19 protein-coding genes are annotated in these 19,468 nt (G+C 57.3%); 11 read left to right on the forward strand and 8 right to left on the reverse strand.

Annotation, left to right across the window (positions count from 1 at the left end; genetic code table 11):
* Positions 1–19: 19 nt before the first annotated feature.
* The 4 genes from AC2FJZ_RS14215 (at position 20) to AC2FJZ_RS14230 (ending at position 3,402) form a co-directional block, all read left to right on the forward strand.
* On the forward strand, positions 20–565 hold the full coding sequence (locus AC2FJZ_RS14215; protein WP_050605606.1) for an HdeD family acid-resistance protein: 546 nt from the start codon (positions 20–22) through the stop codon (positions 563–565).
* Between the two features lie 42 nt (positions 566–607).
* A complete protein-coding gene (gene leuD / locus AC2FJZ_RS14220; RefSeq protein ID WP_496778357.1) occupies positions 608–1,213 on the forward strand; it encodes a 3-isopropylmalate dehydratase small subunit in 606 nt (201 codons plus the stop codon).
* 333 nt (positions 1,214–1,546) lie between these two features.
* Entirely contained in the window at positions 1,547–2,377 is an 831-nt protein-coding gene (locus AC2FJZ_RS14225) for a hypothetical protein (protein ID WP_496778359.1), read from the forward strand.
* Positions 2,374–3,402: an endonuclease/exonuclease/phosphatase family protein gene (locus tag AC2FJZ_RS14230; protein WP_496778361.1), complete on the forward strand. Its 1,029-nt coding sequence runs from the start codon at positions 2,374–2,376 to the stop codon at positions 3,400–3,402. The genes AC2FJZ_RS14225 and AC2FJZ_RS14230 overlap by 4 nt, the downstream gene beginning before the upstream one ends.
* Here AC2FJZ_RS14230 and AC2FJZ_RS14235 read toward each other — a convergent pair.
* Positions 3,394–4,302 (reverse strand): Rossmann-fold NAD(P)-binding domain-containing protein, encoded by a 909-nt coding sequence (locus AC2FJZ_RS14235; RefSeq protein ID WP_496778363.1) that lies wholly within the window; start codon positions 4,300–4,302, stop codon positions 3,394–3,396. The genes AC2FJZ_RS14230 and AC2FJZ_RS14235 overlap by 9 nt on opposite strands.
* An 84-nt stretch (positions 4,303–4,386) precedes the next feature.
* Here AC2FJZ_RS14235 and AC2FJZ_RS14240 point away from each other — a divergent pair, with 84 nt between their 5' ends.
* Positions 4,387–5,280, forward strand: a complete 894-nt coding sequence (locus tag AC2FJZ_RS14240) for a LysR family transcriptional regulator (protein WP_496778365.1) — start codon at positions 4,387–4,389, stop codon at positions 5,278–5,280.
* Positions 5,281–5,283: 3 nt separating this feature from the next.
* Here the strand turns inward: AC2FJZ_RS14240 and AC2FJZ_RS14245 are convergent, their stop codons facing one another.
* Positions 5,284–5,811 (reverse strand): redoxin domain-containing protein, encoded by a 528-nt coding sequence (locus AC2FJZ_RS14245; RefSeq protein WP_496778367.1) that lies wholly within the window; start codon positions 5,809–5,811, stop codon positions 5,284–5,286.
* Between the two features lie 91 nt (positions 5,812–5,902).
* On the opposite strand from AC2FJZ_RS14245, the gene leuB reads away from it, so the two are divergent.
* Positions 5,903–7,006 carry a 3-isopropylmalate dehydrogenase gene (leuB, locus tag AC2FJZ_RS14250; RefSeq protein WP_496778369.1) on the forward strand — a complete coding sequence of 368 codons (1,104 nt, stop codon included), beginning with the start codon at positions 5,903–5,905 and terminating at the stop codon, positions 7,004–7,006.
* A gap of 53 nt (positions 7,007–7,059) precedes the next feature.
* On the opposite strand, the gene AC2FJZ_RS14255 is transcribed toward leuB, so the two are convergent.
* Complete coding sequence (locus AC2FJZ_RS14255) at positions 7,060–9,243, reverse strand: transglycosylase domain-containing protein (protein WP_496672333.1); 2,184 nt, start codon at positions 9,241–9,243, stop codon at positions 7,060–7,062.
* 259 nt (positions 9,244–9,502) lie between these two features.
* Between AC2FJZ_RS14255 and AC2FJZ_RS14260 the strand changes: the two genes are divergently transcribed.
* The 3 genes from AC2FJZ_RS14260 to AC2FJZ_RS14270 all read left to right on the forward strand — a co-directional run bounded on the left by AC2FJZ_RS14260 (position 9,503) and on the right by AC2FJZ_RS14270 (position 11,678).
* Complete coding sequence (locus tag AC2FJZ_RS14260; protein ID WP_050605615.1) at positions 9,503–9,841, forward strand: P-II family nitrogen regulator; 339 nt, start codon at positions 9,503–9,505, stop codon at positions 9,839–9,841.
* Positions 9,842–9,874: 33 nt separating this feature from the next.
* Positions 9,875–11,203, forward strand: coding sequence for an ammonium transporter (locus tag AC2FJZ_RS14265; protein ID WP_050605616.1), 1,329 nt, complete (start codon positions 9,875–9,877; stop codon positions 11,201–11,203).
* 106 nt (positions 11,204–11,309) lie between these two features.
* Positions 11,310–11,678, forward strand: a complete 369-nt coding sequence (locus AC2FJZ_RS14270; protein ID WP_050605617.1) for a hypothetical protein — start codon at positions 11,310–11,312, stop codon at positions 11,676–11,678.
* 22 nt (positions 11,679–11,700) lie between these two features.
* Here AC2FJZ_RS14270 and AC2FJZ_RS14275 read toward each other — a convergent pair whose 3' ends face one another.
* From AC2FJZ_RS14275 to AC2FJZ_RS14290, 4 genes are all read right to left on the reverse strand, one after another.
* Positions 11,701–12,885, reverse strand: coding sequence for an amino acid aminotransferase (locus AC2FJZ_RS14275; RefSeq protein WP_496778371.1), 1,185 nt, complete (start codon positions 12,883–12,885; stop codon positions 11,701–11,703).
* Positions 12,885–13,739: a 3-mercaptopyruvate sulfurtransferase gene (gene sseA / locus AC2FJZ_RS14280; RefSeq protein WP_050605619.1), complete on the reverse strand. Its 855-nt coding sequence runs from the start codon at positions 13,737–13,739 to the stop codon at positions 12,885–12,887. The genes AC2FJZ_RS14275 and sseA overlap by 1 nt, the downstream gene beginning before the upstream one ends.
* A gap of 93 nt (positions 13,740–13,832) precedes the next feature.
* Positions 13,833–14,102 (reverse strand): CBU_0592 family membrane protein, encoded by a 270-nt coding sequence (locus tag AC2FJZ_RS14285; RefSeq protein WP_050605620.1) that lies wholly within the window; start codon positions 14,100–14,102, stop codon positions 13,833–13,835.
* The gene (locus AC2FJZ_RS14290) at positions 14,099–14,662 is read right to left on the reverse strand and encodes a helix-turn-helix domain-containing protein (RefSeq protein ID WP_050605638.1); all 564 of its coding nucleotides are present in this window, start codon (positions 14,660–14,662) and stop codon (positions 14,099–14,101) included. The genes AC2FJZ_RS14285 and AC2FJZ_RS14290 overlap by 4 nt, the downstream gene beginning before the upstream one ends.
* Before the next feature lie 107 nt (positions 14,663–14,769).
* Here AC2FJZ_RS14290 and ilvD point away from each other — a divergent pair, with 107 nt between their 5' ends.
* Positions 14,770–16,602: a dihydroxy-acid dehydratase gene (gene ilvD / locus AC2FJZ_RS14295; protein ID WP_050605621.1), complete on the forward strand. Its 1,833-nt coding sequence runs from the start codon at positions 14,770–14,772 to the stop codon at positions 16,600–16,602.
* Positions 16,603–16,807: 205 nt separating this feature from the next.
* Here ilvD and AC2FJZ_RS14300 read toward each other — a convergent pair whose 3' ends face one another.
* On the reverse strand, positions 16,808–17,626 hold the full coding sequence (locus AC2FJZ_RS14300) for a sulfotransferase family protein (RefSeq protein WP_496778373.1): 819 nt from the start codon (positions 17,624–17,626) through the stop codon (positions 16,808–16,810).
* A 143-nt stretch (positions 17,627–17,769) separates the two neighbouring features.
* Between AC2FJZ_RS14300 and AC2FJZ_RS14305 the strand changes: the two genes are divergently transcribed.
* On the forward strand, positions 17,770–19,347 hold the full coding sequence (locus tag AC2FJZ_RS14305) for a DUF5928 domain-containing protein (protein WP_496778375.1): 1,578 nt from the start codon (positions 17,770–17,772) through the stop codon (positions 19,345–19,347).
* The last annotated feature ends 121 nt before the right edge of the window (positions 19,348–19,468 follow it).

Raw genomic sequence — 19,468 nt, forward strand, 5'->3', positions numbered from 1 at the left:
TATTTGAGGGATTGAAGAAATGAGTGACTGGATCAAATGGCTTTTGCTGGGACTTCTGTCCATAGCGTTCGGCATCTTTGCCCTGGGCAATGCCATTGCGGCTTCGATTGCCGTGACAGTGGTGACCGGCGCGTTGTTGCTGGTTGCAGGGGCGATGCAAGTGGTCGGCGGATTTACCGTCGAAGGCACGGGCAACAAGATTCTGTCACTCATCATGGGTGCGGTCATGCTGTTTCTGGGCTGGTCCTTTCTGGATCACCCTCTGCAGGGCACACTGACCTTGGCGACCGTGATGCTGATCCTGTTTATGGCAGGCGGCATCGCACGGGTCATCCTGTCGTTCCAGATGAAAGGAACGCAGTTTTTCTGGCCTACGATGATCTCGGGCATCTTGTCGATCATCCTCGCAGGCATCATCTGGTCTTATGCAAGCAGCGAACCTACAGCTCTGCTGAGTTTGCTGGGAATCCTGCTGGGAATCGAGATGTTGTTCAACGGGTTCGGATTGGTCTTCATGGCGCTCTTCGTCAAGAACGCACCCAAAGGCGAAACGAAAGAAGCTTAAACGCGGGATACGGGCGCGGCCCTCTCTCGCAGGAGTGTAAACATGGAAAAGTTTGACAAAGTCCACGGGGTGGCCGCCCCAATGCCGCTGATCAATATCGACACCGATATGATCATCCCAAAAGTGCACCTGAAAACCATCAAGCGATCCGGTCTTGGCGTCGTGCTGTTTGATGAGATGCGCTATCACGATGACGGGCAGGAGAACGAAGAGTTCATCCTGAACAAGCCTGCTTATCGTGAGGCCGAGATTCTGGTTGCTGGCGACAATTTCGGCTGTGGCTCATCGCGCGAGCACGCGCCTTGGGCAATCAAGGATTTCGGTATCAAGGTGGTGATCTCGACCAGCTTTGCCGACATCTTCTTCAACAACTGCTTCAAGAACGGAATCCTGCCCATCGTGGTCGAGGAAGAACATCATGCAGTTCTGATGGAAGACGCACATAAAGGCGAAAACGCCCGTATAACCGTGCATCTGGAAGATCAGCAGATCACCACCTCGGACGGCGTTGTCATCGAGTTCGACGTCGATCCGCACCGCAAGCACTGCTTGCTGAACGGTTTGGACGATATCGGCCTGACGATGGAAAAAGATCATCACATCGACAAATTCGAAGATCACGCCAGTCAGGCCCGTCCCTGGGTGTGATTCTGGGGGCGAATCTGTGGACACTCAACCTAACGGGGTCGCTGCGGCGACCTCGTTCTCGTTCTTGGGGTTGATTTTTGCAAAACCACAACATGTAGGTCTCACATTGAGATACACGTCGGATTTGCGTCCGAATTGATGCAATCTCGCACCAGTTGCGCCATCATTTTGCCCGAAATCACGTGTTTTCTGCCCCCTGTCTTGAGCGAAATGCCGCTTGTCGTCCATGTTGGCGCTAAAGAGGCATCCGTCACAAAGACGCGAGGAGACGGGCACAAGTTGGATTCAGGTCGGCAAAGATCGACTGGTTCGGTTTGAAAAAGGGTTCGGATTGTGATTGCACGCACAACAGGGGCGGCGATACGCGGAGTACTTGTAGCACTGATGGTGCTGACTCCCGCGTTGTACCTGCCTGTATCATCGACGAACGGGACCGAGATTCTGGTCTTTCTCGCGATCCTCGCGTTCCTTCTGACGTTTGCGGAATACAATTCCGCCTTTCCCAGCTTTATCGAATTTCGCGACGCACCACCGGTGAATCGCCTTCGGTTTGTTGGTCTGATGTCGATGGTCACGTTCCTGACTTTGATCTGTAAAAATGGCTACACGCCGACCGATCTGACCTCATTTGCATATGGTGTCGGTCTGGCCGTCGCAAATGTGGCAGATTTCCCCTATTCTCCGGTTCGTTTGGTTGTGTTGATGTTGCCTGCGGATGCCGGTCACACACTGATCGAACTGGTGCGGATTACGGCCAGCGTGGCCTATGTAGCTGCTCTGGTAACAGTTGCCAGCTTTGCGTATGCGGTTAAGGTCCGCGGATGGCCCACCGGGAACGGGGCCTTCAATGTCTGGACGAATCTGCCACTCTTTGATCCCACCAAAGGCGGAGACGTTGTGACACGCCTGCAACGGGATGGCCGCCTGAACATCTGCATCGGTATTCTGCTGCCCTTCCTTATTCCGGCCGTTATCAAACTCGTCAGCAGCATGGTTGCTCCGATCTCACTCAGCAACCCGCAGACGCTTATCTGGACCATGTGCGCATGGGCCTTTCTGCCAGCCAGCATGATCATGCGTGGCGTGGCGACTCTGCGTATTGCCGGGCTGATTGTGGAAAAACGCCGCGCCTATTCAACAAGCGAGACGACGCAGGCTGCATGATCCGCGCATTGGTTCTGCTTCTGCTGCCCTTGGCAGCACAGGCAGACATCTTACGCATCGCCACCTACAATACCGAGCTCAGCCGAAAAGGCCCTGCATTGTTGTTGCGCGACATTGAACGCGATGACAGTCAGGTTCTGGCCGTCATCGACGTTATCGCGGCAGCCCATCCTGACGTTATCGCCCTACAGGGTATCGATTGGGACATGGAGGGCGCGGCTCTCAACGATCTGGCCAACAAACTGCTCGCCGCAGGTTTGGATTATGGCTATCATTTCTCTGCGCAACCCAATGCGGGTCTCGAAACATCGCTGGATTTGGACGGAGATGGCCGAACTCAAGGCCCCGGCGACGCGCAGGGTTGGGGCCAGTTCACGGGCCAAGGCGGGCTGGCGGTTCTGTCCCGCTATGAAATCGTCAGCGAAGAAGTTCAGAATTTTTCCGATCTGCTTTGGCAGGATCTTCCGGGGGCTGATCCGCCCCGGGTAGATGGGCAACCCTTTCCGTCCAAGGATGCGCAATCAGTTCAGCGTTTGTCCTCGACCGCGCATTGGGTGGTGCCGGTCAAAACCCCATGGGGGCGGATCAACCTGATGACTTTTCACGCCGCCCCGCCAGTTTTCGACGGGCCCGAGGACCGCAATGGTCTGCGCAACCGGGATGAGATCCGGTTCTGGTCCGTCCTTCTGAACGGTGATCTGGGGCCAGCGCCCGCAGGGCCTTTCGCTATCGCCGGGGACGCCAATCTCGACCCTTCGCGCGGTGAGGGGCACAAGCAGGCCATCCACGCTCTGCTCTCTCATCCCAATGTGCAGGATCCGCGCCCGACAGACCCGTCAGGTTCCTCCGCAACCGTCGAATGGAAAGCTACAGGAGAGATGCGCGTTGATTATCTCTTGCCGTCCAGGGATCTGCGCGTTGTTGGCTCTGGGGTTGTGTGGCCCGACGAAAGCAGTGCGCTGTTTGACAGCGCCCAGCGCGCCAGCAGACACCGTCTGGTCTGGGTTGATATCACGTTACCCTAAAGCATCGCCCGCATTTGCGATCGCAGACAGAGATGCAACAGTTTCAGTTGGGATCGCAGTGCGCATGGCATCATCCAAATCGGTCTGAACCATCGGACCAAGCAGGTCTGCCAAATGGGCTCCATCCAATTGATGCGGCATCTGCCACAGGTATCGCATCTCGATCAGATGCGGGGCCATGGACCAGAACGGGCGGGCCAATTGCAACGGCCACCATTGCATCGGCTTCACGGCAATAGGCCGCCCGATAACGCGCGACAGCGATTGTGCGATCTGCGTTCCGGTCAGGGTGTATCCTTCAAACGGAACATCACAAAACCTGGGCAACTCTCTGCGCATCTCGGCCAGCGCGACGGCAGCGCGGGCCAGATCGGGCAAATAGGCCCAGGCATGCAGTGCCTCAGGGTTGCCGGGATAGGTCAACTGTTTGCGCTCCAGGCGTTTGATCATGACCTGATCGAACCAGTTGCCTGACGCCTTTGTATCAATGAAATCCCCTGCACGCAGGATGATGGTGCGAACACTTGAGGCACGATACGCCTCTTCCATCTCAATCCGGATACGCCCAAGCGGATTGGTGGCCAGATGCGGCGTTTCACCTGACCACGGGCTTGGAGTGTCGTTTCCGAACACATAGACATTGCCCGGAAGCAGCACGGTTGCCCGCGCGCGTGTCGCGGCATCAATCACGAGTCGCGTCAAGCTTGGTACATCTTTGGCCCAGTTTGGATAGGCCGGATTCCACCCGTTCACGATGACGTCCACCCCACGTGCCGCTTGCGCAAGTGTGTCAGAGCCACGGCTGAACACCCGCACCTCCCATCCTGCGGCCTGAAAAGCCAGCCTGGCATTGCGCCCGAAACGGCCCGATGCACCCAGTATCAATGCTGTTTGTGTCATGGCGACCTCCTGTTCAGAGGCAATCTACCCATTCATTTTACATAATGAATTGCCGCTGGGCGCAGAATATGTATTCATTTCTGAATGGATAAAGCACTGACACACGCGGACTGGTCCCTGATCCAAAGCTTTCTGGCCGTAGCCGAAACAGGTTCACTGTCTGCAGCGGCCCGACACCTGGATCGCAGCCAGCCCACATTGGGACGACAGGTCCAAAGCCTTGAAGACGCGTTGGGCGTATCCCTGTTCGATCGACACGCACGCGGGCTGAAACTCAGCGCGGCGGGCGCGCAGCTTTTGCCCATGGCGCAACAAATGCACAGCGCCATGACTGCGTTCAGCCTGGCCGCTGCCGGGCAATCCCAGCAATTGGAAGGCTCTGTCCGGATCACCGCATCCGTCTTTGCGTCGCATCACCTGCTGCCCCCAATCCTTGCGGACATCCGCAGGAAAGAACCGTCCATTCAGCTTGAGTTGGTCGCCACCGACACAACCGAGAACCTTCTGTACCGCGAGGCGGACATTGCGGTGCGCATGTATCGCCCGGCCCAGATGGACATCATTTCCCGCCATCTGGGAGAGGTGCCCCTGTGTTTTTGTGCGGCCAAATCCTATCTGGACCGAAAAGGACGCCCCAAAACCCCCGAGGAACTCTTCGCACATGACCTGGTTGGCTTTGATGCCAACCAAGACATCATCAAAGCCATGCGCGAAAAGGGATGGCCCGCCAGCCGTGACAGTTTCACCACCCGCTGCGATCTGCAAAGCGCCTATTGGGAACTGATCCGAGCTGGTTGCGGCATCGGGTTCAGCCAGATACAGGTGGCCGCGGCTGATCCGGTGGTTGAGATTCTGCCACTTGATGTGGACATTCCGGTTCTACCGGTCTGGTTGGCCGCTCCACAGGCCATGCGCCAGACCCCGCGCATTCGCAGGGTCTGGGATCTTCTGGTTGAGGGTCTCAAAGCCAGTCTTTGAAACTCAAAGCGGCCCTGTATAGGTCCCGCGCGCAGGGTAGTTGTTGCCCAGCGTGAACTTCAGGCCACCGGCAATATCCGACATGGACGGGCGTCCAAACGGCGTGGTCTGCTGCCACGCGTAATAAAGCGTTTGGTCGGGCGCGATATAGAAATGACCGGGCTCTGCGAAAAGATCGGGTTCTGCACTGCCTTCACGCTTGGTCGAGATGTTCAGCCCCCAATCCTCACGCGCTTCTGCCAACGGCAGGCTGTGACCCACACGAAGTCGGGTCGCCCCGGCTTTCTCAGCGGTTTCGGCGGCACGTTCGGCGGTATCTGTCGTGATCATGATGACCTCGACACCCAGCGCCGCAAAATCGTCCAGCGCCACTTCGACCTCGGTCATCTGTTTGATGCAGATCGGACAATGCAGCCCGCGATATTGAATCACCAGCGTCCCGTTTTCGCCCTTGTCCGCCTCAAGATCGAAGCTGCCATGCGCCACGGTTTCGATTTTCAGCGCAGGAACCGGATTTCCAGGTGTCAGCATGTGTTTTCCTCGTGTTTTGACGGGTTCGTCTCATTGACCCGATGCAACGCAGACGCTAGGCCCTGTGCAACAAAACGCAAGGAGACCCTTCATGTCCAACCCCTCGCTCCTCATCCTGCCCGGAGACGGAATTGGCCCGGAAGTTATGGCCGAAGTGCGCAGAATCATCGATTGGTTCGGCACCAATCGCGGTCTTCAATTTGACGTGAGCGAGGATCTGGTCGGCGGTGCGGCCTATGACGCCCACGGCAAGCCCTTGTCCGATGAGACGATGGCCAAAGCGCAAGAGGTTGACGCGGTGCTGCTGGGTGCTGTTGGCGGTCCGAAATACGACGATCTGGATTTCAGCCTGAAGCCCGAGCGCGGCCTGCTGCGCCTGCGCAAAGAAATGGACCTGTATTCGAATCTGCGCCCGGCCCAGTGCTTTGACGCGCTGGCCGATTTCTCGTCGCTGAAGAAAGACATTGTCGCCGGTCTGGATATCATGATCGTGCGCGAGCTGACCTCGGGCGTCTATTTCGGCGAGCCGCGCGGCATCTTTGAAGAAGGCAACGAACGCGTCGGCATCAACACCCAGCGTTACACCGAATCCGAGATCGAACGCGCCGCGCGCTCGGCCTTTGAACTAGCGATGCGCCGGAACAAAAAGCTGTGCTCGATGGAAAAAGCCAACGTTATGGAATCCGGCATCCTGTGGCGCGAGGTGGTTAACCGCGTTGCTGCCGATTACCCCGAAGTCGAGCTGAGCCATATGTACGCCGATAACGGTGCCATGCAGCTGGTGCGGGCACCTAAGCAATTCGACGTCATCCTGACCGACAACCTGTTCGGCGACATCCTATCCGACTGCGCCGCGATGCTGACCGGCTCGCTGGGGATGCTGCCGTCGGCTTCGCTGGGTGCACCGATGGCCAATGGCCGGCCCAAGGCGATGTACGAACCGGTCCACGGTTCCGCGCCTGATATCACGGGTCAGGGCAAAGCCAACCCGATCGCCTGTATCCTCAGCTTTGCCATGGCGCTGCGCTACAGCTTTGATCAAGGCGAAGAGGCAAACCGCCTGGAAGCCGCGATCGAGAAAGTTCTGGCTGATGGTGTCCGCACCGCCGACCTGCTGGCGGATGAAGGCGTTACACCGGTTTCGACCACCGAAATGGGTGATGCAATCCTGGCGGCTTTGGATTCCAGCGTCTAAGTTAAGCAAGAAACGAATGACAAAAGGCGGTGCCCAGTGCACCGCCTTTTTAGTCAATTACCGCCAAAGATGTTCTTCAGCAGATTATTGATATCCTTGGCGAAACCGCCTTGCTTGCGGCGCGGTTGCGGCTGCGCGACCTGTACTGGCGGTGTAGGAGCCATCATCGGCAAAGGTGTGGGCGTCATCCCTTCGGTGACACGCAGCATGGTCTCTTGCCAGATTTCGGCAGGCAGCCCGCCCCCGGTTACGCCAGACAATGGCGTGTTGTCGTCATAACCCATCCAGACGCCGGTCACATAATCTGCCGTAAACCCGATAAACCACGCATCCCGCGCGGCCTGAGTTGTCCCGGTTTTGCCCGCCACCTGCCAACCCGGCAGCTTGGCGCGCCCGCCGGTGCCTTCGGACACCACACGCTCCATCATCCAGGTCAATTGCTTGGCGGCGGAGTCATTGATCACCCGCTCACCAATACCGGTCGTCGTGACCATGACGGGCGTTTCGTCGCCCAACAGTTTCAGCTCGGTCAGACCATAGGGCTCAACCGCCGATCCACCGTTCAGGATACCCGCGTAAGCCCCTGTCATCTCAATCAGCGTGCTTTCGGATGCACCCAGTGCCAATGCCGGTCCCTGCGCCAGATCACTGGCGATCCCAAAGCCGCTGGCTATGGTGCGGACGTTATCCAAACCCGAGATCTCGGCCACTTTGACTGCCGGAATGTTCAGAGAGTTTTTCAGTGCATCCGCCAGCGTCACCTGTCCATAGAACTTATTGGTGTAGTTCTTGGGGCACCATTGGCCTGATCCGGGGATGTCCACGCAATAGGGCTCATCCATCACCGTATCCAGCGGAGAATACCCAAGTTCCAGCGCGGTGGCGTAGACAAACGGCTTGAACGACGATCCGGTCTGGCGCAGGGCCTGCGTCGCCCGATTGAACGCACCCGACACACGCGTCTTGCGCCCGCCAACCATGCCGCGCACAGCACCGTCCGCAGACATCACAACGATTGCAGCCTGAGCTTTGGACCCTTCGCGCACCTTTTCCTGAAAGATGTACTTTAGCGCTTCTTCGGCAGAGGTCTGAATGCGCTGATCCAGAGTAGTGCGGATAACCACATCCTCGGTCGTATTACGGGTAAAGAACTCGGGCCCACTGGCCATGACCCAATCTGCGAAATAGCCGCCCGCTCGCGCAGCGGCAGCGTCTGAAAGTTCAGCAGGTCTTGCACGCGCCTCGCTGGCTTGTGCAGCGGTCAGATAACCCTGATCCTCCATCAGCCCAATCACAAGCCGCGCCCGGTCCTGAGAGCGTTGCAGGTTGTTTGTCGGTGCATAGCGTGTGGGCGCGACCAGCAGACCGGCCAGCATCGCGGCCTCGGCCGGAGAGACTTCGGCTGCGGACTTTCCAAAATAGCGCTGGCTGGCCGCCTCGAACCCGCGCGCACCGGCACCAAGAAAGGCACGGTTCAGGTAGATCGTCAGAACCTCGTTCTTGGAGTATTTGACCTCCATCGCCATGGCATAGACGGCTTCCTTGCCCTTGCGCCAAAGTGAGCCCTGACGGCAATCCGCCTCGTACGCCGCCTCTGATTCCCACTCGGTCGGATCATAAGGTTCGCCCAGACACAAAAGCTTCGCGGTCTGCTGCGTGATGGTTGACCCACCATGCCCGGACAAAGGTCCACGCCCTTCGCTCAGGTTGATACGCACAGCGCTGGCGACGCCGCGCGGGCTGACGCCGAAATGGCGATAGAATCGTTTGTCCTCGGTCGCGATGACCGCGTTTCTAAGATGCGGCGACACCGTATCCGCCGTGATCACCCCTCCGAACTGATCGCCACGCCACGCAAAAACCTTGCCATCGCGATCCAGCAACGTGACCGAGCCGCGCGCCCGCCCATCCAGCAACGCATCAACGTCAGGCAATGTGGTGTAGACAACGCCGATTGCCAACGCGATGAGTGCGGCGACAATAGCCCCCACACGCCAGGTCAAACCCCAGATCAGCCCCCAGATCCATCGGAACAGACGGCGAAAAATCCCGCCTCCGTTCCCGCCCGAACGTTTGCGCTTAGTCTTGCGTGTGGTTTTGCGCGTGGCGGTTTTGCGTGCCGTCGATTTCTTGCCGGCGGGTTTCGCAGCCCGCTTCGACGCTGCAGGTTTGCGCGCTTTCGATGGGTATCTTTTGTCCGCGACCAGTTTCGGCTTACGGCGATTGGACTCAGTCATGCTCAAACTCTGCCCGGTTATGCTTTTGCGCCACCATACCCCGGCGACCTGAGTATGTAGAGGTCCGATTTTCCGTAAATTCCCCTCATTAGTCTGCCTGTTTTTTAGTCATCTCGCACCATTTGTGCAAAAAATGTGCAACATTGCGCCATTTTGGTGCGCAATAACGACCCCTAACCGTTTCTTACCACGCTCTGTCACGCTCTTTTTCTGCAGGTGCAAACAAACCGGTCCCACCGGACAATCAGAGGGGAAAGATGTGAAACTGATCATTGCGACAATCAAGCCGTTCAAGCTGGAGGAGGTGCGCGTGGCACTGACCGAAGCTGGCGTGCGCGGCATGATGGTGACCGAAATCAAGGGCTTCGGCTCGCAATCCGGTCACACCGAAATCTATCGCGGGGCCGAATACGCCGTGAACTTCGTCCCCAAGATCAAGCTCGAGATCGTGGTGCCTGCGGCAATGGCCGACCAGATCGTCGAGACCATCACCAAAACAGCCAAGACCGGCAAGATCGGTGACGGCAAGATTTTTGTCCTCGATGTCGAGCAGGCCCTGCGCGTGCGAACCGGGGAAACCAACGAGGAAGCGCTGTAAGCGCGGCCACTCACACTCATTCGAGGACTGAAAATGAACCTGATGAAATCTCTCATCCCTGCCGCCGCGATTGTCGCGCTGCCGCAGATGGGTCTTGCGCAAGAGGCCGCTGCAACCGGCGAGACTGCGCAGCACACGCAATATATCCTGACGTCGCTGCTGTTTCTGGTCGGCGGTTTTCTGGTGTTCTGGATGGCCGCGGGCTTTGCCATGCTCGAGGCCGGCCTGGTGCGGTCAAAAAACGTGGCCATGCAGCTGGTCAAGAATATGGGCCTGTTTTCGTTTGCGGCCATCATGTACTGGCTGGTGGGCTTTAACCTGATGTATCCGGGTGATGGCTGGACCATCACAGGCATTCTGGGTGCGTTCTCGCCAACGTCGCTCGAGCCGGTCGGCCTGGACGGTGTCGAAACCGACCTGTCCTATGCATCCGTCGGCTCGGACTTCTTTTTCCAGCTGATGTTCTGCGCCACCACCGCGTCCATCGTATCGGGCACCATGGCCGAGCGCGTCAAACTGTGGCCCTTCTTCTTTTTCGTGATCGTCCTGACCGGCGTCATCTACCCGATTGAAGCGTCCTGGCAGTGGGGCGGCGGCTGGTTGTCCGAGATGGGCTTCAGCGACTTCGCAGGCTCGACACTGGTACACGCCGCAGGTGGTTTCGCAGCGCTGGCCGGTGCCATCGTACTGGGCCCGCGGATCGGCAAGTACAACAAGGAAGGCAAGGTTGTGCCGATCCCCGGTTCGAACCTGGCACTGGCAACCTTGGGGACGTTCATCCTGTGGCTGGGCTGGTTCGGTTTCAACGGCGGTTCGCAGCTGGCAATGGGTACCATCGGTGATATGGCCGATATCAGCCGCATCTTCGCCAACACCAACATGGCCGCTGCTGCTGGTGCTGTTGCAGCGCTGATCCTGACGCAGGTGATGTATGGCAAAGTCGACCTGACCATGGTGCTGAACGGCGCACTGGCTGGTCTGGTGTCGATCACCGCTGAACCGCTGGCCCCGTCGCTGTTCCAGGCCCTGATCATCGGTGCAATTGGTGGTGTTATCGTGGTCCTGACCGTCCCGATGTTGGACCGCATGAAGATTGACGACGTCGTCGGTGCGATCCCGGTTCACCTGATCGCAGGCTTCTGGGGTACCTTCATCGTTGCATGGACCAACAGTGACGCTAACTTTGTGACGCAGATCATTGGCTTCGCTGCCATTGGTATCTTCGTCTTCGCGGTCAGCTTCATCCTCTTCTCGATCCTCAAGGCAACGGTTGGCCTGCGGGTTGGCGAGGAAGAAGAGATCAATGGCCTGGATATGGGTGAGTTGGGTATGGAAGCCTACCCCGAGTTCTCGAAAGGCTGAGATCCTTGAATAACAAAAAACGGCCCCAGCCCTGTGCTGGGGCCGTTTTTTTGTGCGGCAGTCATTTTTGGGTTAGAATCGGCCTGTCAAAATAGGGGGGAGTGCAATGCCGGACGCACCGCACACGCTTGTTGGCACAAGCCTAGAATGGACTGGGGTCCACCACTCCGGGCATGGCGATTTCGAAGACTTATCGACACACACGGTCAGTTACGAAACCGAAAACACCTGCTATGTCACCGCGAACGGCATGCTGGTAGGCGAGGCGGATTACACATATCGCCGCCTTGATGAACAGGTCGGCATATGTATCTACCACCCTCGTGAGTATCAGGGCAGAACTGATGTCGTGCTAAACGCCATGTTCGACTTTCGAGCGATGAAAGATCGGGCCGTGATAACGGCGGGCGGAAACCCTTTCGCCGTGGCGGACGGAGACATGCAGTTCGTCAAAACTCCGCCGCGCCCGGGCTGAGCCAGGCGCGACGGCTGTCCGATCAGACGCCGACGTCGACAATCGCCTTGGCTAGAATCGGCACTGTTGTCGCGTTCAATCCGGCGATGTTCAGGCGGCTGTCGCCGACCATGTAGATGCCGTGTTCGACTCGCAGCTTCTCAACCAGTTCAGGCGCCGCACCCAGACGTGAGAACATACCGCGGTGCTGAGCGATGAAACCAAAACGGTCCGAGCCGCTCAGACGCTGCAATTCGTCGGCCAATTTCTGGCGCAGGCTCAGCATGGACAGGCGGACCTCCTCCAGCTCTGCTGCCCAATCCGCGCGCAGGGCCTCATCCATAAGGATGGTCGTCACGACGCGCGCGCCATGATCCGGCGGGAAGGAGTAGTTCTGGCGGTTCAGGAACGCCAGTGTTCCCTGATTCAGAGCGGTTTGACCCGCATCGGCACTGATGGCCATCAACAGACCGGTGCGTTCACGGTAGACACCGAAATTCTTCGAGCAAGACGCCGCAATCAAGCATTCTTTGACCGAGGACGCGACCAAACGCGCCGCCTGCGCGTCTTCTTCCAGACCGTCGCCAAACCCCTGATAGGCGATGTCGATCATGGCAACGAGGCCCAGATCATTGATCACCTTCACAACTTCTTGCCATTGCACCATGTTCAGGTTGGCGCCGGTAGGGTTGTGGCAACAGCCATGCAGCAGAACCACGTCGCCTGCTTTGGCGGTCTTCAGGTCGGCCATCATGCCGTCAAAGTCAACGCCACGAGTCTCACTGTCGAAATAGCGGTACTGAACCGTCTCCATCCCCAGATAGTTCAGGATCGATAGGTGGTTCGGCCAGGTCGGGTTTGACACGAACACGCGCGCTGAAGGGTTGGCCATCCGGATCATCTCGAAAGCTTGTCGGCAGGCACCCGTGCCGCCCGGTGTCGCCACGGCAGCGATGTTTCCGCGAGAAACCGAAGTACCGAGAATCAGACCGATCATTACATCCGCAAACGCAGGATCGCCCGCCAGACCGGTATAAGCCTTGGATTCCTGCTCTTCCCAGTTGCGCTGTTCGGCGGCTTTGACGGCGCGCATGACTGGCGTCACGCCTTCGGCATTCTTGTAGACACCCACACCCAGATCGATCTTCTGATCACGCGGGTCTTCACGGTACATCTGCATCAGCGCTAGGATTTTGTCGGCAGGCTGCGGTTTGAGGTTCTCGAACATCAGTTCTCTCCGGTTGCGACGGGCAGGGTCGGGAAGGCACCCCATTCAGCCCAGGAGCCGTCATAAAGCGAGTGGTCGTTCTTGCCCATGCGTTCAAGCGCAAGGCTGAGGATCGCGGCGGTCACACCAGACCCGCATGAGGTGATCGCCGGTTTCGACAGATCAACGCCAGCGGCTTCAAAAATCGCGCGACAGTCCTCGGGCGATTTCATGGTGCCATTTGCGTTTAACAACTGCCCGAACGGCACGTTGCGTGACCCCGGGATATGGCCTGAACGCAGACCCTCGCGCGGCTCGGCCTGTGTCCCGGCGAAACGCGCGGCCGAACGGGCGTCGATAATTTCATGATCGGCCAGCTTGGCTGCGGCAGAAACTTGCGTGACGTCGCGCACAAGCTGATTTTGCACCCGCACGGTCATGTGGCGATCGCGGATGACCGGAGGCAGATCTTCGATTTCTCGTTCCTCGGCTTGCCATTTTGGCAAACCACCATCCAAAACAGCGACGTTTTCCTGCCCCATCAGACGGAACAGCCACCAGACGCGTGCTGCCGACATCAACCCAGCGCCGTCATAGACGACCACTTGATGGCCATCACCCACACCCATGGCCCGCAAGCGCGACATGAATTTCTCGACCGGTGGTGCCATATGCGGCAGGTCCGAGCGGTGGTCTGATATTTCATCGATATCAAAGAAACGTGCTCCGGGGATGTGCCCGGCGTCATATTCGGCCTTGGCATCACGGTTTTGTGCGGGCAAATACCAGGACCCGTCCAGAATCCGCAGATCCGGGTCCTTCATATGCGCGGCCAGCCATTCGGTAGATACGAGGGTTTTCGGATCGTCCTGCATCAAAGCCTCCCCTAAGCGAGCTTGATTTTTCCCTATACCCGGCAGCATAGGGGTTCAAGACTGGATAGCGCTAGCGTCGGTTAACCGCTGGATTTATCCCGCCCGGCGCAGGCGGAAATGCTGAATGATCCCTACAATACTGATCAGGATCCAGAACCCTTCGATCAGCATCGAGGCCAGATTGAAGTTTTGCAGCAGGGAAAAGACGATAAGGACCGAGCCCAGCAGGTTGACCACTGGAAAAGCGAGGTCGTCAGAATTCATCATCCGCATCTGCGTTGCAAAATACGCGGCAACCACGATCAGGGCCCCAAACGAGCCAATGGCGTCCACGATGGTCAAACTGTTGAAAAACGCGGTCATGAAATGTCCCTGCCGTTCTCAAAAAACTCAGTGTGCTGCGCGTAGTGGTGCATGTTCAGAAAAGCCGCCCCTTGCGAGCCCGCGCGATAGCCATGTGGGATATCCGCAGCAAACCGCAAACCTTGCCCGGCCTTTAAAGAAACCCATTCCTCATCGCGAAGGATTTCCAATGTACCACTGAGAACAAAAACCTCTTCTGTCACGCCTGCCGCATGTGCCGGCGACTCATGGCTCTGGTTTGGGGTAAGGCTGACGTGGAAAGTTTCGGCCCCCAGTGCAGGGTCAAAAGGGAAGACGATCTTGACTTCGATACTTCCGGGGAAGGTCACGGTTTGAAAGACCGACGGATCGCCTTGCATAGTGTCGATCAGCGCGCTCAGCGGCACCTGAAACCCTTTGGCGATTTTCCAGAGCGTTGCAATCGTCGGGCTGGATTCGCCCCGCTCAATCTGACCCAGCATGGCTTTGCTGACGCCTGTCAGCTCGGCCACCTTGGACAGACTCAACCCCGATGCTGCCCGCACATCCCGCAGTTTCAGTGTAATTTCATCCGGTGCCATATCATCATCTTTCGAATCCTCTTGTGCGTTATAGCGCACATGTGGTACGTGCGCTATAACGTACGAACCCCAAGACATGCAACCCGAGGCAATAGGGAAACAGCATCATGCCATTGTACCGATCAAGAACCTCTACTCATGGCCGCAACATGGCCGGTGCACGCGGATTGTGGCGTGCCACAGGCATGGGAGATGACGACTTCGGCAAGCCGATCATTGCCATCGTCAACTCGTTCACGCAATTCGTGCCGGGCCATGTCCACCTAAAGGATCTGGGCCAGATGGTGGCGCGCGAGGTTGAGGCCGCTGGTGGTGTTGCAAAAGAATTCAACACCATCGCGGTGGATGACGGTATCGCCATGGGCCATGACGGGATGCTGTATTCGCTGCCTTCGCGTGAGGTGATCGCGGATTCGGTTGAATATATGGTCAACGCGCACTGTGCGGATGCGATGGTCTGTATCTCGAACTGTGACAAGATCACCCCGGGGATGTTGATGGCCGCCATGCGCCTGAACATCCCGGCGATCTTTGTGTCCGGTGGACCGATGGAGGCCGGCAAGATCGATATTGCCGATCTGGATGCCAAGAAGATCGACCTTGTGGACGCTATGGTTGCCGCTGCAGACGACAAATTCACCGACGAGCAGGTTCAACACATCGAAGAAAATGCCTGCCCGACCTGCGGGTCATGCTCGGGCATGTTCACTGCCAACTCGATGAACTGTCTGGCCGAAGCGCTGGGTCTGGCACTGCCGGGCAATGGCTCGACACTGGCAACACATGCCGACCGCAAAGAGCTGTTTCTGGAAGCGGGTCGCCGCATCGTAGAGATCACCAAACGGCATTACGATCTGGACGAAAAAGGCTTCCTGCCGCGTGAGATCGCAACATTCGACGCGTTCCAGAACGCCATGAGCCTGGACATCGCCATGGGCGGGTCGACCAACACTGTGCTTCATCTGCTGGCCATCGCGCATGAGGGCGAAGTGGATTTCACCATGTCCGACATGGACCACCTTAGCCGTCGCGTGCCTTGCCTGTGTAAAGTTGCGCCAAACACCGAGAATGTGCATATGGAAGATGTCCACCGCGCGGGCGGCATCTTCTCGATCCTGGGTGAACTCAGCCGTGCGGGTCTGTTGCATGAAGACTGCAGTACGGTGCATTCCGCCACAATGGGTGAAGCGATTGCCAACTGGGACATCAAGGTCGCCAATAACCCGAAGGCGCAAGAGTTGTTCAAGGCCGCCCCCGGCGGCGTCCGCACCACGCAGGCGTTCAGCCAGTCAAACCGGTTCAAAGAATTGGATACCGACCGCGAAGGCGGTGTAATCCGGTCAAAAGAGCACGCTTTCAGCCAAGATGGCGGTCTGGCAGTTCTGTTTGGCAATATCGCTCGTGATGGTTGTATCGTGAAAACCGCTGGCGTGGATGCCAATATCCTGCAATTCACCGGCTCAGCTTATGTGTGCGAAAGCCAGGATCAGGCGGTCAACGACATTCTCACCGGCAAGGTGAAAGAGGGTGACGTGGTGGTGATCCGCTATGAAGGCCCGCGTGGCGGTCCGGGGATGCAGGAAATGCTGTATCCAACCTCTTATTTGAAGTCCAAAGGGCTTGGCAAAGCCTGCGCCCTGCTGACCGATGGTCGTTTCTCGGGCGGCACATCCGGGCTTTCGATTGGCCACGTTTCACCCGAAGCAGCCGAAGGTGGTGAGATCGGTCTGGTACAGAACGGCGATAAAATCGAGATCGATATCCCGAGCCGCACCATACATCTGGCCGTCTCAGATGAAGAGCTTGCCGCCCGACGCGAAGTACAGGACGCAAAAGGCTGGGTGCCTGCCGCGCCGCGCAAACGCAAGGTGTCCACTGCGCTCAAAGCCTATGCCAAGCTGACCACCAGCGCAGCAAAAGGGGCTGTACGCCAAGTCTGAATCGATACGTGACCGGTCTGCTGAGGCAGCAGACCGGTAAGTCGACCGCGCACAGACGCCTCCGCATCCAAATCGCACCATCAGCTTCGCCGATGTCACGTTTGGCCTTGGGCCCGGCGCTGCGCAAAAGCGCGGCGCCGGGCGCAACCAGAGGAAATGTTTCGCAAGAAATATTGACGATGGGCGGGAGTATCCTGCACCGCAGTCAGTCACCGAGTTTGGCGTGAATTTCGTCCAGATCGATTTCGCCGATCGGCATCTTGTTGGCTGGGTTTTCGAAATCGTATTTGAACAGCTCGAAATCCTGTTTGTAGATCTCATAGACCAGATGCATTGACAGATCGTCGAAGTATTCCGCGACCGGGTGCGCACGCTTTGGTCCATGGCCTTCAGACTCATTGAAACGTGGGATTTCTGACAACGAAACTGAGTGCTTCAGTTCGATATTGTCCAGAACATCCTGCATCCCGTCATTGAACGTTTCAGTCCAGAAAATCCGATCATAGTGACCGCCGTTCACGATGAAAGTAGACACATGGCCTGACATTGCAGACCAGTGAATGTCCGGATCCATCGGGCGCCGCCACCGGATCGTATCACGCGCAAACAGCAGGAACCGGCGGAAACTGGCGATCTGGTCAAACTCTCCTTTGCCGTCATCACCGCCCACTTCGATTCCATAGTTGTAGATCAGCGTCGGCACCAGATTGCCCCGATACCGCTTACCGTTGCGCTGGATGCCGCAGATTTTGTCAAAAAACGAGCTTAGGATGCGTGTGTAGGGATTGCGCACACAGGTGAAAGAGTACGAGGCATGACTGCGCACGTTGTTGGTAATCAGACCCTGACTCTGGTCAAAAGCCCATTTGTGCATTCCATCCTTGGCATCGTGGATGTCACCTTCAAAAAACTGACCGTGATCCGAGTAATACATGATCTGGCCAATGGTCGAGCACGCGCACTTCGGCACCACACGGTACACCATGCTTTCACTCTCGGTCATCCAGGTACCGGGAAAACCCATCTGCTGCGCCTCCTTCGCTGATCAGGTATCGATCCGATACGCCAGCGTTTGGTAACAAAGAACCAAAATTATTCTGTTTATTCAATCGCGCATCCTCAGTATCACGGTTGAAACCGGGCAGAAACGGAAATTACGTAAACTCAATGGCAAAGATTGCCTACATATTGCTGTGCCATAAGGACCCAGAAGCCATCGTCGCTCAGGCTGAACAGCTGACCGCAGCGGGCGATTGCATGGCGATCCATTTCGACGCGCGCGCAAACTCTGACGCCTATGACCAGATCCGCAGCGCGTTGCGCGACAATCCCAACGTGGTTTTTGCCGACAAGCGCATCAAATGCGGGTGGGGAGAGTGGTCGCTGGTGCAGGCCACGCTGAACGCCCTAAATGCCGCGGTCGAGGCGTTCCCCCGCGCCACGCATTTCTACATGCTGTCTGGCGACTGCATGGCCATCAAAACGGCAGAATATACTCACCGTTTTCTGGATGATCGCGACAAGGATTTTATCGAAAGCCACGATTTCTTTGAAAGCAACTGGATCAAGACCGGTATGAAAGAAGACCGGCTGATCTATCGCCACCATTTCAACGAACGCACGCGGCCCAAATTGTTTTACACCGCCTATGAGATGCAGAAGCGGTTTGGCCTGACGCGGGATATTCCCGAAGATCTGCAGATCATGATCGGCAGCCAATGGTGGTGTCTGCGCCGCCGCACCGTTGAGATGATCCTGGAGTTTCTGCGCCAGCGACGGGATGTAGTCCGATTTTTCTCAACCACATGGATTCCAGATGAAACCTTTTTTCAGACACTGGTGCGCCACCTGATTCCGAAAGGTGAGATCGAAAACCGTACACCGACTTTCCTGATGTTTTCAGACTACGGAATGCCGGTCACATTCTACAACGATCACTATGACATGCTTTTGGGGCAGGATTACCTGTTTGCCCGCAAGATCAGCCCCGAAGCGCATGAGTTGAAGGAACGCCTAGGATCGCTTTATGCCAGTGAGAGCATCGAATTTCCGGTCTCGAATGAAGGGCCTAACCTGTATGCGTTTCTTGCCGGGCGCGGACGCATAGGCCGCCGCTTCGGGCAACGGTTCTGGGAGGCCGGGTGCACACTAGGCCCCCAGCAGGAGCTTTTCGTCATTGTCTGCAAGAAGTGGCACGTTGCCAAACGGCTGGTCGATCAGATCGCGGCCGAAACCGATATCCCTTGTGTTGAATACCTGTTTAACGAAGAAGATACGCGGATGCCCGATCTGGGCGGGATAGAAACGAGTTTGGCCAAACGTTCGCGTCACAGACGGGCCGTCGTGCGATTGCTGTTTGACAGTTTCGGATCGGATCAGCTGGTTCTGTGTCTCGACCCCGCCAATCTTGATGTCCTCGAGGAGTTTTGCGGCGATCAGGCCAAGACACATGTGCTGGAAATCGAATGCGAATACTCGGACGAATATCTGATTGGCCATGCCCGTCGCGTTGGGCTGGCCGGGGAAAACAGCCCGGCGGAAACCGTGGCACAGCTGGTGCCGACGCTGCGCAATGATCTGAGCTTTGAATCGCAACAAATCCGGGCTGCGGAGCTTAAGAACTACGTACGCCTGAGGGAAACGGCCCAGCTCAGCGAAAACGAGGCCGTCATCGCCAGATTTCTTGGCGTGAGTCAGGAAAAGGCCAGCGCCGTGATGCGCCTGGATTACCTGTTCCTCGATTAAACGGGAAACTGGCGCCATGCCGGCAGCGCATGAACCCTCTTTGCGATGCGCAACGCGCTCTGGCTCAACCCGTTTCTGTCCCAATCATTGGCACCTCACCGATCGACCTCACTGTATTCGT

The organism is Ruegeria sp. CDSA079, assembly GCF_059612245.1.

What these genes read in the sequence shown, in the direction of transcription:
- AC2FJZ_RS14235 (WP_496778363.1), bottom strand. Translation starts at nt 4,302, where the DNA reads ATGACACAAACAGCATTGATACTGGGTGCATCGGGCCGTTTCGGGCGC.
- AC2FJZ_RS14245 (WP_496778367.1), bottom strand. Translation starts at nt 5,811, where the DNA reads ATGCTGACACCTGGAAATCCGGTTCCTGCGCTGAAAATCGAAACCGTG.
- AC2FJZ_RS14265 (WP_050605616.1), top strand. Translation starts at nt 9,875, where the DNA reads ATGAACCTGATGAAATCTCTCATCCCTGCCGCCGCGATTGTCGCGCTG.
- leuD (WP_496778357.1), top strand. Translation starts at nt 608, where the DNA reads ATGGAAAAGTTTGACAAAGTCCACGGGGTGGCCGCCCCAATGCCGCTG.
- AC2FJZ_RS14275 (WP_496778371.1), bottom strand. Translation starts at nt 12,885, where the DNA reads ATGTTCGAGAACCTCAAACCGCAGCCTGCCGACAAAATCCTAGCGCTG.
- AC2FJZ_RS14240 (WP_496778365.1), top strand. Translation starts at nt 4,387, where the DNA reads ATGGATAAAGCACTGACACACGCGGACTGGTCCCTGATCCAAAGCTTT.
- AC2FJZ_RS14290 (WP_050605638.1), bottom strand. Translation starts at nt 14,662, where the DNA reads ATGGCACCGGATGAAATTACACTGAAACTGCGGGATGTGCGGGCAGCA.
- AC2FJZ_RS14300 (WP_496778373.1), bottom strand. Translation starts at nt 17,626, where the DNA reads ATGGGTTTTCCCGGTACCTGGATGACCGAGAGTGAAAGCATGGTGTAC.
- AC2FJZ_RS14230 (WP_496778361.1), top strand. Translation starts at nt 2,374, where the DNA reads ATGATCCGCGCATTGGTTCTGCTTCTGCTGCCCTTGGCAGCACAGGCA.
- AC2FJZ_RS14255 (WP_496672333.1), bottom strand. Translation starts at nt 9,243, where the DNA reads ATGACTGAGTCCAATCGCCGTAAGCCGAAACTGGTCGCGGACAAAAGA.
- AC2FJZ_RS14215 (WP_050605606.1), top strand. Translation starts at nt 20, where the DNA reads ATGAGTGACTGGATCAAATGGCTTTTGCTGGGACTTCTGTCCATAGCG.
- AC2FJZ_RS14285 (WP_050605620.1), bottom strand. Translation starts at nt 14,102, where the DNA reads ATGACCGCGTTTTTCAACAGTTTGACCATCGTGGACGCCATTGGCTCG.
- leuB (WP_496778369.1), top strand. Translation starts at nt 5,903, where the DNA reads ATGTCCAACCCCTCGCTCCTCATCCTGCCCGGAGACGGAATTGGCCCG.
- ilvD (WP_050605621.1), top strand. Translation starts at nt 14,770, where the DNA reads ATGCCATTGTACCGATCAAGAACCTCTACTCATGGCCGCAACATGGCC.
- AC2FJZ_RS14270 (WP_050605617.1), top strand. Translation starts at nt 11,310, where the DNA reads ATGCCGGACGCACCGCACACGCTTGTTGGCACAAGCCTAGAATGGACT.
- AC2FJZ_RS14305 (WP_496778375.1), top strand. Translation starts at nt 17,770, where the DNA reads ATGGCAAAGATTGCCTACATATTGCTGTGCCATAAGGACCCAGAAGCC.
- sseA (WP_050605619.1), bottom strand. Translation starts at nt 13,739, where the DNA reads ATGCAGGACGATCCGAAAACCCTCGTATCTACCGAATGGCTGGCCGCG.